Origin of the sequence: Fictibacillus sp. WQ 8-8 (genome assembly GCF_024494405.1) — a bacterium.
GTDB lineage: Bacteria > Bacillota > Bacilli > Bacillales > Fictibacillaceae > Fictibacillus_C > Fictibacillus_C marinisediminis.
Genome location: NZ_JAMXKG010000006.1, coordinates 43,378 through 57,715, shown reverse-complemented (window position 1 = coordinate 57,715; position 14,338 = coordinate 43,378). Strand labels below are relative to the sequence as shown.

19 protein-coding genes are annotated in these 14,338 nt (G+C 41.7%); 16 read left to right on the top strand and 3 right to left on the bottom strand.

The genetic code is table 11. The features are described 5' to 3' along the window. Nucleotides 1-196 precede the first annotated feature (196 nt). The 9 genes from M1K46_RS14465 to M1K46_RS14425 all read left to right on the top strand — a co-directional run bounded on the left by M1K46_RS14465 (nt 197) and on the right by M1K46_RS14425 (nt 8,554). Complete coding sequence (locus tag M1K46_RS14465) at nt 197-1,021, top strand: aldo/keto reductase (protein WP_091007276.1); 825 nt, start codon at nt 197-199, stop codon at nt 1,019-1,021. Between the two features lie 458 nt (nt 1,022-1,479). Continuing rightward, nucleotides 1,480-1,662, top strand: a complete 183-nt coding sequence (locus M1K46_RS14460; protein ID WP_375162206.1) for a hypothetical protein — start codon at nt 1,480-1,482, stop codon at nt 1,660-1,662. Next, nucleotides 1,647-3,248, top strand: a complete 1,602-nt coding sequence (aceB, locus tag M1K46_RS14455) for a malate synthase A (RefSeq protein WP_256226520.1) — start codon at nt 1,647-1,649, stop codon at nt 3,246-3,248. Before M1K46_RS14460 ends, aceB begins: the two co-directional genes overlap by 16 nt. Nucleotides 3,249-3,261: 13 nt before the next feature. Beyond that, complete coding sequence (gene aceA / locus M1K46_RS14450) at nt 3,262-4,545, top strand: isocitrate lyase (protein ID WP_053355376.1); 1,284 nt, start codon at nt 3,262-3,264, stop codon at nt 4,543-4,545. Nucleotides 4,546-4,673: 128 nt separating this feature from the next. Continuing rightward, nucleotides 4,674-5,408: a PAS domain-containing protein gene (locus M1K46_RS14445; protein ID WP_256226519.1), complete on the top strand. Its 735-nt coding sequence runs from the start codon at nt 4,674-4,676 to the stop codon at nt 5,406-5,408. Between the two features lie 38 nt (nt 5,409-5,446). Beyond that, nucleotides 5,447-5,926, top strand: a complete 480-nt coding sequence (locus M1K46_RS14440; RefSeq protein WP_256226518.1) for a GNAT family N-acetyltransferase — start codon at nt 5,447-5,449, stop codon at nt 5,924-5,926. 189 nt (nt 5,927-6,115) lie between these two features. Continuing rightward, the gene (locus M1K46_RS14435; protein WP_256226517.1) at nt 6,116-7,000 is read left to right on the top strand and encodes an ABC transporter ATP-binding protein; all 885 of its coding nucleotides are present in this window, start codon (nt 6,116-6,118) and stop codon (nt 6,998-7,000) included. A gap of 1 nt (nt 7,001) precedes the next feature. Next, nucleotides 7,002-8,222, top strand: coding sequence for an ABC transporter permease (locus M1K46_RS14430; RefSeq protein ID WP_256226516.1), 1,221 nt, complete (start codon nt 7,002-7,004; stop codon nt 8,220-8,222). 95 nt (nt 8,223-8,317) lie between these two features. Next, nucleotides 8,318-8,554: a DUF2164 domain-containing protein gene (locus M1K46_RS14425; protein WP_053355371.1), complete on the top strand. Its 237-nt coding sequence runs from the start codon at nt 8,318-8,320 to the stop codon at nt 8,552-8,554. Nucleotides 8,555-8,586: 32 nt separating this feature from the next. Here the strand turns inward: M1K46_RS14425 and M1K46_RS14420 are convergent, their stop codons facing one another. Beyond that, nucleotides 8,587-9,042 (bottom strand): hypothetical protein, encoded by a 456-nt coding sequence (locus M1K46_RS14420; RefSeq protein ID WP_256226515.1) that lies wholly within the window; start codon nt 9,040-9,042, stop codon nt 8,587-8,589. A 157-nt stretch (nt 9,043-9,199) separates the two neighbouring features. Here M1K46_RS14420 and M1K46_RS14415 point away from each other — a divergent pair, with 157 nt between their 5' ends. From M1K46_RS14415 to M1K46_RS14400, 4 genes are all read left to right on the top strand, one after another. Then, nucleotides 9,200-9,805, top strand: coding sequence for a histidine phosphatase family protein (locus tag M1K46_RS14415; protein ID WP_256226514.1), 606 nt, complete (start codon nt 9,200-9,202; stop codon nt 9,803-9,805). A 151-nt stretch (nt 9,806-9,956) separates the two neighbouring features. Next, nucleotides 9,957-10,616 (top strand): type 1 glutamine amidotransferase domain-containing protein, encoded by a 660-nt coding sequence (locus M1K46_RS14410; protein ID WP_256226513.1) that lies wholly within the window; start codon nt 9,957-9,959, stop codon nt 10,614-10,616. Nucleotides 10,617-10,771: 155 nt separating this feature from the next. Next, nucleotides 10,772-11,095 (top strand): hypothetical protein, encoded by a 324-nt coding sequence (locus M1K46_RS14405; protein WP_256226512.1) that lies wholly within the window; start codon nt 10,772-10,774, stop codon nt 11,093-11,095. A 63-nt stretch (nt 11,096-11,158) separates the two neighbouring features. After that, on the top strand, nt 11,159-11,440 hold the full coding sequence (locus M1K46_RS14400) for a DUF5316 family protein (protein WP_256226511.1): 282 nt from the start codon (nt 11,159-11,161) through the stop codon (nt 11,438-11,440). Here the strand turns inward: M1K46_RS14400 and M1K46_RS14395 are convergent. Then, entirely contained in the window at nt 11,418-11,657 is a 240-nt protein-coding gene (locus M1K46_RS14395) for a hypothetical protein (RefSeq protein ID WP_256226510.1), read from the bottom strand. The genes M1K46_RS14400 and M1K46_RS14395 overlap by 23 nt on opposite strands. Before the next feature lie 218 nt (nt 11,658-11,875). On the opposite strand from M1K46_RS14395, the gene M1K46_RS25650 reads away from it, so the two are divergent. Together M1K46_RS25650 and M1K46_RS25645 are read left to right on the top strand one after the other, a co-directional pair. Further along, nucleotides 11,876-12,148 (top strand): PAS domain-containing protein, encoded by a 273-nt coding sequence (locus tag M1K46_RS25650; RefSeq protein ID WP_305585381.1) that lies wholly within the window; start codon nt 11,876-11,878, stop codon nt 12,146-12,148. A 163-nt stretch (nt 12,149-12,311) separates the two neighbouring features. Then, a complete protein-coding gene (locus tag M1K46_RS25645) occupies nt 12,312-12,551 on the top strand; it encodes an STAS domain-containing protein (protein ID WP_305585378.1) in 240 nt (79 codons plus the stop codon). A gap of 48 nt (nt 12,552-12,599) precedes the next feature. Here M1K46_RS25645 and M1K46_RS14385 read toward each other — a convergent pair whose 3' ends face one another. Further along, a complete protein-coding gene (locus M1K46_RS14385) occupies nt 12,600-13,184 on the bottom strand; it encodes a hypothetical protein (protein ID WP_256226509.1) in 585 nt (194 codons plus the stop codon). Nucleotides 13,185-13,531: 347 nt separating this feature from the next. On the opposite strand from M1K46_RS14385, the gene M1K46_RS14380 reads away from it, so the two are divergent. Next, nucleotides 13,532-14,317, top strand: coding sequence for a transporter substrate-binding domain-containing protein (locus tag M1K46_RS14380; protein WP_256226507.1), 786 nt, complete (start codon nt 13,532-13,534; stop codon nt 14,315-14,317). Nucleotides 14,318-14,338 lie beyond the last annotated feature (21 nt).

The following is a 14,338-nucleotide window of genomic DNA, read 5'->3' as shown; positions in this document are numbered from 1 at the left end:
ACTTCAATTAATTGAGCCAAATCAGAAATAATTGAGCCTAACTTCAATTAATTGATCCTATTTCATTATTCAGACTTCTTCGCAAGCTTTTTGTTAACTCTTAAAAGCCCTCAATCTCCCTGGAGGGCTTTTTTCTTAGCACTTTTTTTCATTTTCTCCAGCCAAGTGGTACCATACAAACAAGGAGGCGGTACATATGATAAAAAGTATTTCTGATACAGCTGTATTACAAAACGGTTTAAAGATGCCATGGCTGGGTCTTGGGGTATATAAAGCAGAAGAAGGCCAAGAGGTTATTGACGCAATTAAACATGCGGTCGCCGCCGGCTACAGAAGCATCGATACAGCTTCGTTCTATAAAAATGAAGAAGGTGTAGGAGAGGCTGTTAAACAGGTGGATGTCCCGCGTGAAGAGCTTTTTATTACGACCAAGGTCTGGAATACAGAACAGGGATATGAGGAGACGCTGCGCTCATTTAAAGAGAGCCTGAAAAAGCTTGATATGGATTACGCAGACCTGTTCCTTGTTCATTGGCCGGTGTCTGGCAAGTATAAAGAGACGTGGAAAGCATTAGAAACGCTTTATAAAGAGGGTAAGACAAAAGCGATTGGTGTTTGTAATTTTAAAATTCACCATCTGGAAGACCTTATGAAAGACTGTGAGATTAAACCGATGGTCAATCAAGTGGAGTACCATCCCCGCCTTACACAAAAAGAACTGTTGGCTTTCTGCAAAGATCATCAAATCCAGCTGGAAGCATGGAGACCGCTGTTAAAGGGTGAAATCTTTGATGAGCCGATCCTGATGGCATTGGCAGAAAAGCATAATAAAACGGTAGCACAGGTTATTCTCCGCTGGGATCTTCAGAATGGAGTAATTACCATTCCTAAATCAGTGAATGAAAACCGTATTAAGGAAAATGCCGATATCTTTGATTTTGAATTAAGCATGGAAGACATGGAGCAGATTGATTCATTGAATAAAGATCTTCGAAACGGCCCAGATCCGGACGAGTTTTAAGAAAAACTAAATTAGACAATGAGGTTTTATTAGGGTGAAAGGGAATTGAATAGCCATTTGAAAAGCAGACAGGGATCAGCTCGCTGATCCCTGTCTGCTTTTCAGGCTTTTCATTTGTTTCACAAATCAAATGGCTCAAAAAAGAGCCAGCTATTCCCTCCTTCGGTGTTTGTATGTAAAAGACTTGAGGGCCTCTTTCAAGCAACAGTGTGCGATGTCCGTTACGAACGAAAATCAATCTTCGGCTTTAGCAAAACTTAAGAGTTTGATAACTAAATATTTGCAGACTTTCAGTAAAATCGTCCTTAGTAAGGTCCTCTGTTATAGAACAGAGGACCTATTTTTATTTTTATTTAAAAAATGTGTTGCACAAATTATCTCAACTGTTATATATTATTTTACAAGATAAATATCTGTTTTATAACAGAAACCCCATCTCGTAATAAGGAGGAGAAATCGTGATGAATTGTGCCAGCTGCCATGGGAATGGTGAAGAAACATGCTTAGAGTGCAACGGATCAGGAATGCATCAAAATGGAAACTGCCCGGATTGCATGGGCGAAGGAGTGTCTGCTGCAAGCGCTGTAATGGAAACGGAATCATTGACTGAACAGGAGGTTAACACATGGATAATTCGGTAGTAACATCTAAAACACAAACTGTTGCAGTACAGGGAGATGTGGACCATGAAATACTGTCAGCAGAAGCCATGGCTTTTCTTGAAAAGCTTCATGATCGTTTTCAGAATGCAAGATTGCAACTCTTGCAGAACAGAGTAAACAGACAGAAAAAAATAGATCAAGGTGAGCTTCCAGATTTTTTGCCTGAAACAAAGAAAATACGGGAAAGCAATTGGTCTGTTGCAGATGTGCCTGATGATTTGCAGGATCGAAGAGTAGAAATTACCGGGCCAGCTGGTGATGCAAAGATGGTCATCAATGCTTTGAACTCAGGAGCCAAGGTCTTCATGGCAGATTTTGAAGATGCCAACTCTCCGACGTGGGAAAACAGTCTGCTCGGACAGGTGTATTTGCGGGATGCGATTCGGGGAGAGCTGGAGTATACTTCTCTGCAAGGAAAAGAGTACCGCCTGCATGAGAAAACAGCGACTCTCGTTGTACGGCCCAGGGGCTGGCATCTTGAGGAGAAGCATCTGTCGTATAAAGGAGAGCCAATGTCTGGCAGTTTAGTAGATTTTGGACTTTATTTTTTTCATAATGCTAAAGCGCTGATGGAAAAAGGCTCTGGCCCCTACTTTTATCTGCCGAAGCTTGAGGGGCATCTGGAAGCCAGACTTTGGAACGAAGTGTTTGTCTTTGCCCAAGAGGAAATGGGAATTCCTCAAGGGACGGTCAAAGCAACTGTTTTGATTGAAACCATCCTAGCGACCTTTGAAGCGGAAGAGATTCTTTATGAATTACAAGAACACAGTGCGGGATTAAATTGCGGACGCTGGGACTATATTTTCAGCTACATCAAAAAGCTTAAGAATCATACGTCCTATCTGCTGCCCGACCGAGCACAGGTCACGATGACGGTGCCTTTTATGAGAGCGTATACACAGTTTGTCATTAAGGTCTGCCATAAAAGAGGTGCTCATGCCATCGGGGGAATGGCGGCACAGATTCCAATCAAAAACAATCCCGAAGCCAATGAAGAAGCACTGCAAAAAGTAAAAACAGACAAAGAAAGAGAAGCGGCTGACGGGCATGACGGCAGCTGGGTAGCCCATCCCGGATTAGTGCCGGTCGTCCTTGAAGTATTTGACCGTCTGATGCCTTCGGCAAATCAATTGGAGAAACAGCGGAATGACGTAGTAGTAACGGCTGAGGATCTTTTGCAGCCGACGATCGGACCGATTACTGAAAACGGCCTGAGGACCAATATCTCTGTAGGAATACAATACATTGCCGCATGGCTTACAGGCCACGGAGCAGTACCGCTTAACCATCTGATGGAGGATGCAGCTACAGCTGAGATCTCCAGAGCTCAAGTCTGGCAATGGATCCGCCATACGCAAGGCGTCCTGGAAGATGGCAGACAGGTAACCCTTGAGCTTGTGGGACAAGTGATGGAAGAAGAAGTTCAGAAAATCAAAACAACACTGAATGAGCAGCAATGGGAAGATGGCCGGTTTGAAGAAGCCATTACTCTCTTTGAGCAGCTGGTTAGACAAGATGAGTTCATCGAATTTTTAACATTGCCTGGTTATACCCATATTAAATAAGGAGTGAAATAGAATGAATCAAAAAGATACGGCAGCACAAATTAATGAGAATTGGAAAGAAAAACGGTGGGAAGGAATCGAGAGGACGTATACGGCAGAAGATGTTGCCAAACTAAGAGGCTCGGTTCAAATTGAACATACCCTGGCCAAAAGAGGAGCAGAACGGCTATGGAAATCACTCCAAGACGAAAATTATGTTCATGCGCTTGGAGCACTGACGGGAAATCAGGCAGTTCAGCAAGTGAAGGCGGGGCTGAAGGCGATCTACTTAAGCGGCTGGCAAGTGGCGGCCGATGCCAACCTTTCCGGACATATGTATCCTGACCAAAGCCTTTACCCTGCAAACAGTGTACCTAATGTCGTGAAAAAGATTAACCAGGCGCTGCAGCGTGCCGATCAGATTGAATGCTCCGAAGGAAAAACCGACATCGACTGGTTTGTTCCAATTGTCGCGGATGCCGAGGCAGGATTTGGCGGAGCGCTTAACGTTTTTGAGATGATGAAAGCGATGATTGAAGCAGGAGCCTCAGGGGTTCATTTTGAAGACCAGCTTTCTTCGGAAAAGAAGTGCGGTCACCTTGGCGGTAAAGTGCTCCTGCCGACACAGCAGGCGGTGCGCCATCTGGTTTCCGCCAGGCTGGCAGCAGATGTGATGGGAGTAGATACCATCTTAATCGCACGTACGGATGCCAATGCCGCTAATTTAATCACGAGCGATGTGGATCCTTATGACCATCATTTTTTAACCGGGGACAGGACTACTGAAGGGTTTTACAGAACGAATGCAGGGATCGACCAGGCGATTGCCAGAGGGCTTGCTTACGCGCCGTATGCAGACCTCATCTGGTGCGAGACATCGGAGCCAAATCTTGAAGAAGCGCAGAGATTTGCCGATGCCATCCACGAGCGTTTTCCTGGTAAAATGCTAGCCTATAACTGCTCTCCGTCTTTCAACTGGAAAAAGAAGCTGGATGATGAGACGATTGCTACCTTCCAGCAGCAGATTGCATCGATGGGTTACAAGTTCCAGTTTGTTACTCTTGCAGGATTCCATACTCTTAACCATAGCATGTTCGAACTGGCAAAAGAATATAAAACTAGAGGAATGGCCGCCTATTCAGAGCTTCAGCAGAGGGAGTTTGCAAATGAAAAAAATGGATACACGGCAACTCGTCATCAGCGTGAAGTAGGCACAGGTTACTTTGATGAAGTGGCACAAGCTGTCTCCGGCGGGCTTTCCTCTACTACAGCACTTAAAGGTTCAACAGAAGAAGAACAGTTTACAATAGCTAAATAAAGTGAAGCAGCCTTTAATGAGGCTGCTTCCTTTTTCATATTTGTCTAGCTCCCTTTGTTTATAGACAAATAACGAGATTTGGACAATAATTAAGGAAAATGCAAGAAGAAGAAAGGAATTACGCAAAAATGCTGCAGCAAGCTCTTGATCGAAGCGATATTGGAATTTATATGATTGACAAGGATTATAAGACCGTTTTTGTAAACAAAAAATGTGAAGAAATGTTAAACATAAATAGAGAAGATGCCATAGGTGTACATATTGATGAATTTTTAAGCCGAATTGATGGCTATCGCAGGTTTCTTTCGCTGTCACTGGAAAACAGAGAGGAATATGAAAAAAGCCGTTTTGAATATATTTGGAATGGAGAAACCCGAATCTTTACAGCCAAAACAAGAATTTTAAAAGATGGTGATACGATCATCGGAGCTTATGTGGAGTTCATTGAGGTGACCAGCCAGGTCCTAAAGGAAAGGGAACTGGGGCGGATCATTAAAGAGCTTTCTTCCAATATTATTCCTGTCATGGATCGGATCGGGGTCCTTCCGATGCAGCCGACAGTTGGAAATGACCAGATATTTTTGCTGACTGATTACACATTAAACCGCTGTTCTGAATTAAGGATTGAACATTTAATCATTGATTTAACCGCTGTATATTCGATAAATGACAGCCTTGTATCGGAACTTACACAGCTGATTGCAGCTCTTCAATTACTGGGGACTGAGGTATATGTCAGTGGAATTCAGCCAATGGTTTCAGCCGCGATCGTTTCTTCGGGTTATGCTTTTCCTGTTAAAGATGGCCGTACTTTTGCTCATTTGAGCCAAGTTTTGAAGGAGCTGGGTAATGATCGAAGCTGAACAAGGCATTAATTTGATTGAAAAAGGTGGGGACACAAATGTCCGCTGAAGTCAGCCTGTCTTTCTATCAGCCTGAGCATAATCAGGAGTTGAGTACATTTGAACTTCCAAAAGAGCAGCTGCGATTTACGGCACTTCCGTTAACGGCATTAAAGGTCTGCGAAGAAGACCAGAGCAGACATCCGGTGGTCATTTTGTACGAGTGGAAGCCCGCCGGTTTTTTTGTGCTCCATCATGGACCGGGCATCACCCCCTTTACAGAAAATCCGAACGCCCTTTTCATCCGTGCACTTTCTGTTCATCCGGAATACCAGGGGAAACGGGTAGCAAAACGTGCGATGCTGGCCCTACCTGGCTTTGCCTCCGTCCATTTTCCATTTTGCGATGAGCTCGTGCTGGCGGTAAACAAAAAGAACATTGCCGCACAGCAGCTGTATTTTAAAACGGGCTTTGAGGACAGAGGACAAAGAAGGGCTGGCAATATTGGCATTCAATATATTTTGCAGCTGCCCTTATAAAGGAGTATTTTTCCGAACAACTAGCTGGTGTTTTATCGTATGCGAGAGGCCTGTCCTATGGGGATAAGGGCTTCTTTTTTATAGTTTTTGACTGTTTGATATTTCCATTTTTGTGTGAGAAAATATAAAAGATATTTTATTAATATGCTAGGATGGTAACTTTTTGTACTACATAAGGGGGTTTTTAGCTTGGCATTGGAGCTGCAGTATCTGCATAAATCTTTTGGGCATACAAAGGCAGTGTCTAATCTTTCACTTACTTTGCCGGCCGGGGAAGTACTTGGGCTTTTAGGAAGAAATGGTGCGGGTAAGACGACAACCATTAAAATGATTCTCGGCCTTCTCGTACCTGATCAGGGGGAGATTCTGTGGAAAGGCAGCCTGCTCGACCGCAGCCAAGTTTCGATCGGCTACTTGCCGGAAGAAAGAGGACTCTATCAAAAAAGCAAAGTTTCTGATCAGCTTCGATATTTTGCAGAGCTTGAGGGGATGGACAGACAAAGCGCCAATAAAGCTATCGATTATTGGCTTGAAAAACTGCAAATTCCGGAACACAAAGATAAAAAGGCTTCCGATCTTTCCAAAGGAAATCAGCAAAAAATACAGCTGATCGCCACACTTATTCATGATCCGGAGCTTTTGATACTGGATGAGCCGTTCAGTGGTCTCGATCCTGTTAATGCGAATATGCTGTCTGCGATTATAGAAGAACAGGTGAAAAAGAAAAAAACAGTGATCCTTTCCTCGCATCGTATGGAGCAGATTGAATCATTCTGTGAAAATGTTTGTCTGATGAAAGATGGGCAAGCGGTTATACACGGCAGGCTTAGCGAGATTAAACAGAACTACGGATACCGCAATCTCACGCTGTTTAATCATGAAGATATGGAAGAGAAGCTGAAGGCATGGAAGGTTTCCTACGAGAAGAAGATGAACGACTTGCTTGTAAAGGTAAAGGATGATTCAGAAGCCTTCGAACTGTTTAACCGGCTACATCAGGCGAACGTTCCCATTCGATATTTTAAAATGCTCGAACCTACACTGAATGAAATCTTCCTGGAAAAGGTGAGATAAGATGAAAAAGTTTTCAACCGTATATAAATTTCATTTAAAAGAAAACCTGACTTCCAGGGCTTTCAAAATATCAACAACCATCATCTTTGTGGCCATTCTGGCTTTTCTTGGCTACTCCAACTGGGCAAACAGCTCTGATAGCGGCAATAAGGATAAGATCTCGCTGATCAATGAAACGAGCAACGAGATTAATATTCAGGCATTAAATAAAACGCTAGAAGAAACAAAGCTGAATGAAGCCGGCCAAAGCCAGGGGAAAAGCTTAAGAAAGAAGGTAGAGCAAGGAGATCTGGATGGAGTTTTAATTGTTAAAGATCAAAAAGGTGTACCAGGTTTGATCTATATTTATAAAAACTTCCCGAATAATGAAGTTGTTCCTGTCGTATCTCAGGCATTGCAACGAGTATATATATCGAATACGATCACCAAAAATAAAATTAATGCAGAAACGGCTTCTTCTTTGCTGGCAACAGTACAAGTGAAGGATGAAGTATTAAAGGATACGAGCAACACGTTTGGAATTGTTTATCTCTTTGTATTCTTTATGTACATATTTATCATGGGGTTCGGCCAGATGATTGCAACGGCCATCGCAGCGGAAAAATCCTCGCGCGTCATGGAAATCATGATTCCAAAAGTAAAGCCGATCATGATGATGTATGCCAAAATAGCCGCTATCCTGACAGGTGCAATTGTTCAGATTGCGTTTATCGGAGGGGCTGGCGGAATTGCTTACTTGGCAGGCTGGCTTGATGCCGATCAATTGTCGATTTTCGGTGCAGCTATCGATCTATCGAATTTAACACCGGGCGTCATTACAGCTTTCATTTCGTATTTTGTACTGGGGTATTTATTGTACGCCATGCTTTATGCGGCAGTCGGGTCAATGGTAAGCAGGACAGAAGACTTGGGCTCATCTCAGTTTCCGATCATTATCCTGATCATGGGAGCATTCTTTATCGGTATGCGCTCATTGTTCGATCCCTCCACTACACTTGTTGTTGTCAGCTCGTACATTCCGTTCTTCTCACCGATCGTTACATTTTCAAGAATTGTAGCGGGAGAAGCGGGAGCGATGGAGATAAGTATTACAATCGGAATACTTCTTGTTTCATTATGGATTATCAACCGGATTGCAGGGCGCATTTATGTGCATGGTGTGATGCATTACGGCGGCAAAGTGAAACTGAAAGATATGATCCAAGTCGCTAAAAATAGTTAATAAAGTGAAGCCGGCTATTGAAAACCGGCTTTTTTTATGTCCTCAAAAAAGAGTGATACAATCAAAAGGACTTCGATTTGAGAGGGAGGTGCACAATGTTAATCAATTGGAAACAAGAACACAAGGATCAGGCCATCCGAGATATTCAGCAGTTTTTTTACGATGAACGCGGGGAGGAAATAGGAATAATCGCAGCAGAAAATTTTCTTGATTTTTTCGCGAAGCAGATCGGACCTCATTTTTATAATCAGGGAGTCAGAGATTCACAGAATGTCGTAAGAGACAGACTGGCTGCTGTAGAAGATGATCTATATGCACTTGAAAGGAAATAAAAATAGACCAGGCACCCATGCCTGGTCTATTTTTAATTAGCGAGCCTTACGATAGCAAGAAGTTTGAAGGAACCGCTCATCCGTATTCTGCCGGCTTGCTCTGTTGAAGCATACAAGGTATACCGGGCAACCTCCAGGTTTTCGGTTAATTCCTCCGATCCAGTAACGGTTGCCGTGTTCTGCTGCTGAAGGTCCTGAGTCGTCTGAGAGTTCTGTGCCACAACAACCTCTTGATTGCGCCTGACGGTCAGTGTGATGGTGGCTGGTTCGCACGGGAAGCCAGCCGTCCAGCCGGCTGATGCCGTTATTTCTACCTTATCCCCTTTGGAGAGCTGGGTAAATTGCACGTAAAGGAGCGGAACCTCTTCACTGGCTGGCAGAAAATCACTTGGGCTGTTCAGGTCCATTTCCTTGTTGATTGAAAGCTTCTTTTGAAACGTACTGTGTTTTTTCGCATCCGTTTTCCCGTTGCCAAAATTAAATTTCATCCATTTACCTCATTCAAAGTGTTATGAATTATGGTATGCGGTGTGGGGGACAGAGGCTTGGACGGGTGGATGTGGTGCCTGGCATCTAAAGAAGAAGGATTCATCGTTGGAAAGTGGAATAATAATCAGTCTGTACAAAATATGGAGGTGAGTGGTTATGCAGATTTTATTAATAAGGCATGGGCAATCAGAAGCTGATATCCTGAATGTTCATGAAGGAAGGGCGGATTATCCCCTTACAGGCTTGGGCAGAGAGCAAGCACGTCTGATGGCAAAACGGGTGACTGAAGACTATAGACCGGATGTCATATACGCAAGTACGCTTTGCAGGGCATCGGAAACAGCATCCATTTTGTCAAAAGCAGCTGGTGCACCATTAAATTTTGAAGATAAGCTTCGTGAGCATGATAATGGAGTGCTCGCAGGAGTTCCATTTGAGGAAGAAAAAAAGTATTTTATCCCTAAAACCATGTATGAAAGGTTTGAAAAAGGAGAATCTGCTATCGAATTTCGAATGAGGGTGGAATCTATCTTTTCCAAAATATTGACTGAATGCTGTGAACAGCGAATTGCTATTGTTGCTCATGGAGGAGTTATACACTGCTTACTTCGTTCTTTCTTTAAAATGGGGGTACATATTGAGTTTTCTTTTCCAACTGGTGATACGGGCATTCATTTGCTTGAGATAAAAGGAGCCAAACGAATTATTCATTTTCTAAATGATACGTCTCACACTGCGGCAATACCATCAACAGTAAAATAAAGGCTTAGCAACGTCTTTCCTCATGGATTGACGTTTATTTTTTTGAAGGAAAAGGAATAACTACGGGTGCAGGAGAGAACAAGCATATTCATTGAAATAAAAAGAAAAAGTAAGTATCTTTTAAAACATACTTTCAAAAGGAGTGAAGCAATTGTCTGCTAAAAAAGTATTAATCGTTGTGACGAGCCATGATAAAATCGGTGATCATAAAACGGGACTATGGCTTGAAGAGTTCGCAGTTCCTTACAATGAATTCAAAAAACAAGGATACGATATTAAGATTGTCAGCATTGAAGGCGGAGAAGTGCCTCTCGATCCTAACAGCCTTGAAGGAGATAATGGAGATTTTGAAGAAGCGAAATCGCTGCTGAAGGATACACCAGCACTAACAAGGGAAGAAGCACACGGTTTTGATGCAATTTATCTTCCAGGCGGGCATGGTACCGTTTTTGATTTTCCGAACAGCATGGATCTTCAAGTTGTTGTTTCCCAATTCGCACAAGAGGACAAAGTAATTGGCTCCGTTTGCCACGGTCCAACAGGGCTCGTGACAGCAGCCTATGAAGACGGAACTCCGATTGTTAAAGGAAAAAAAGTATCGGCGTTTACCGATTCTGAAGAGAGAGAAATGAAACTGACCGAAGAAGTTCCATTTCTTTTGGAAACAAGGTTGCGTGAACTTGGAGCTGAATTTGTGAATGGCGACAACTGGACAGACTTTGCGGTTGTGGATGGCAAGCTTGTAACAGGCCAGAATCCCCAATCCAGCCTCAGTGTAGCGCGAAAAGTAATTGATGTGCTGGAAAGCTAATTTTATAGTTTTGTTTTGATTGCCGGGTATTTTAAAATACCCGGCAATTTTTTATGTGCAAAAAACCTTCAGCACCTATTTTGTGGGAAGATAGGTGAACAATGATGCACTTTAGTTGGGGTGGAATAAGATGTATGGACAAAGGAGGAGTAATTTTGAACATAGACAAAGATATAAAAGCAACAGAATATTCGATGCCATCTGCTCCATCAGTAGGAAAAGAAGGTTCCCATCATCATTATTATCTATTATGCCAGCATTTTGTTGGACAACATATTGAGCTTGAAATGATCGATGGCAAGATTTATCATGGCAGGCTTCACACCTATGACAATGGCAATATGTATATGGTAATGCCGTTAAGAAGTGACGAAATGGCGGACAGCCGTTTTCCGATTTTATCAGGCGAAGTGTTTCCAGGATACGGCTTGTACGGTTTTCCTTTTTATGGGATACGGCGATTTCGGCCTTTTTGGTAAAGTTTAAACGTTTACTAACTTAGTTGGAAGCGATGCTTTATCATTCATAATGGGGGTTAAGGAATGAGGAATTGTCTGTTTGCGGGTGTTGCAGTAGCTGCCATCATTATATTATTTGCCTGGTTTACGGATCGATGGATATTTTTATTAGAAATTGCAGGACCAGTAGGATTTGGAGCCTTTTTGTTATCAGGCATTATGCTCTGTCTCTTTCTTGACGGGAAAATGATTAAGAAACATCCAAGAAAGAAAAAATGGAAAGAATGCAGAAGTGAATATTCGTTTCATATTTTGTTATTTGGATTACCGAGCGCTGCTGCTGCTATTCTTTATTTGATGAGATAGAATTCATACGCATATATACGCATAAAGGCCTCTTATCAGGATTTTGAAGATCTGATAAGAGGACTTTATGTTTCTGCTGATTCAATTTTTCCCATTTTGTTTTAGTTTTTCTCGTCCTCATATCTTTGAGTGCATAGATACCGCGATTGTCCAAAGGATTTCTTCTTCCGTCCCTTATTAGTCGTTCTCTTTGTTTTCTTGCATTGCTTTTGCTCATTGTAAATCACTCCTTTTCTTTATTATACGATAAATAAAACGAAAATGATTTTGCATCTGTTCGCCAGTTCTTAACATTTTCCGGGAAATAATTCATTTTTCGTGTCGGATTTTATCAAAGCAAGCAATATATAAGGGGAACGTTATGAAACGCGGTCAATTATTGATATAATGGCAACTAACCCATTGGAGCCTTGCTCACGTAAGGGAGAAGTTGTTATGAAACAAACACCATACCTCTTTAAAGACAAGATTACACTCCTTGAACGTGCCCTCGATTTTACTAGAGCAGGCATCACGATTACAGATCCTTCTTTAACAGATAATCCTATTGTTTATGTCAATGATGGGTTTCTTTCAATGTCTGGTTATACGCACGAGGAAGTTATAGGTAAGAACTGCCGCTTTCTGCAAGGTGACGAGACAGACCGGAGTAAGGTAAAGCTATTAAGGATGCTATTTCATAAAAGAAAAGGATTTCCGTTAAATTAAAGAATTACCGGAAGACCACACTTCCTTCTGGAATGAATTAACGATTGATCCTTTCTACATAGAAGATGAAGCCAAATACTATTTTATTGGGATTCAAAAAGACATCACAAAGCAAGAAGAGTATCAGGATCGGCTGGAAACTACGTTAAAGGAGATTGACCGTTTGTCGACTCCGCTAGTTCCCATTACTGAAAATACGTTCATTCTACCGCTTAACGGAAATTTAACAGATGAGCGATTTGAAAAAATCACAGAAACAGTCATATCCTCCATAAATATCAGCCGTGCAGACTACTTGATCCTGGATTTATCAGGTTTGGGCACCTTCAATGAAAATACTTTATCTTCACTGACAACCTTCTCGTCTGTCCAGGAGGCGGTAAAAAGTTTTCAAAAAAATTAATAATTTCAATAAACAAAACGGCAGCCATATCGGCCTGCCGCTTTTATACTATTTGATATACATCATACGGTTTGTCATTGCCATACCTTTAGGATATTTAAAGCCGATTACCATCCAGGAAATAAATAGAGCAAAGGACAGAAAGATAAATACAACCAAGAAACTGTTCCAAAATAGTTTGCTTTTTTCTTGTTTGAATTTATATTCGATGTGCCATTTGCCGTTGCCCATTCCGAGTGTATCATTTACTTCCTTTCCAGCAGTCGAGAAAACATAATCAGGAGGGCGTTTTTCCGATCTTTCTGTTCCTTGTTTTTCTGAAAATACAGCCAAATATTCCAATCCATTAATTTCAGAAGCCAATGAGGTGATCTTTTCTTTAACATCGGGTGTCAGCGCCTCCGCATTCTGATTCTTCAGCAACTGAAAGATTTCGTCCGGGTTATGTGATAATAGGGTTGTGTGTTTAAAATCCTGCCACATGAATACACCGAAAATAAGGATGCTAGCCGTAATAAACAGAAGTGTAAGACGGAGAAGCAGGCGGGCAGGACCTGCTTCTTTACGCTCTTTTATTCGTTTCCTTCTTATATATTCCGAAAGAAGAATGACTTTCTGATGATCAGCAGCCATGGCAAATTGTCCTCCCTTTTAAAAAATGTATAAAACTCAGCAACAAAAGACCTAGAGTGCTCTGCTGCTGCCTTTTTGCTTCAAATAAAGAGATTACTTATGTATTCTTCAAAATTTCGAATATTCCTACGATTAATTTTGATTTTATTGGGGTAAATACTTCATAGGTATATCGTTTGATAAACGTGGATGATTCTTTGGGAAGAGCACCAAGAGGAAAAAATTGCATGAAATTCTACCCAGTATAGTACAAAGTCTCTAGTACTCTTGTAGCTAGTATTTAATTTTTTCTCACGTTACCATTGTATTATTCAGAACTATCAAACAATACTAAAGGAGGAAAAGCAGTGAAAAAGTTCTATTTGCCAGTACTACTAATAGTTGCAATAGTTTTGTCGGTTGCCGGCTGCGGGTCCTCAACTTCCAAAACAAAAAGTGGAGATGAAGTGGAGCTGAAGGAAGATGGAGTATTTTCGTTTGTCGTATCAGGGGAGTTTTATCCTTTCAGCTACTCGGATAAGAACGGGAAACTTGATGGATTTGATGTAGCGGTAGGAAAAGCACTCGCAAAGGAAATGGGATTAAAAGCAAAAGTGGACAAACAAAAATTTCACGGAATAGTTACAGCGGTAAAAACCAATCGCTTTGACGCTGCGGTTGCGAGCCATACCATTACTCCTGAGAGGAAGAAAGCTGTTAATTTCAGTACGCCATATTATTATTCTGGTCCGGTATTATTTGTTAAGAAAGACAGCTCCATTAAAGGAGTCAAAGACATTAAAGGCAAAAATATTGCTGTTGCTAAAGGATCTACATATGAAAGCGAAGCTCAAAAATATACTAAAGACATATCGGTGTATGACAGTGATGTCACAGCTTTGCGTGCCCTGAGTGAAGGAAAGCACGATGGAGTTATCACAGATTCCATTACGGGCAAACAAGCGATTAAAAAAGGATTTAAGGTTTCAGAAGCAGAAACGCTGGGGACGAGTGAACAGGCGATCGCTGTATCCAAAAAAGATAAAAAGCTTTTGAAAGCCATCAATAAAGCGCTCGAAGAACTTAGAAAAGATGGAACATTAGAGAAACTGAGCAAAAAGTATCTCGATATTGATATTACAAAAAAATCATAATTCACTTAAAGAATGTGTGAG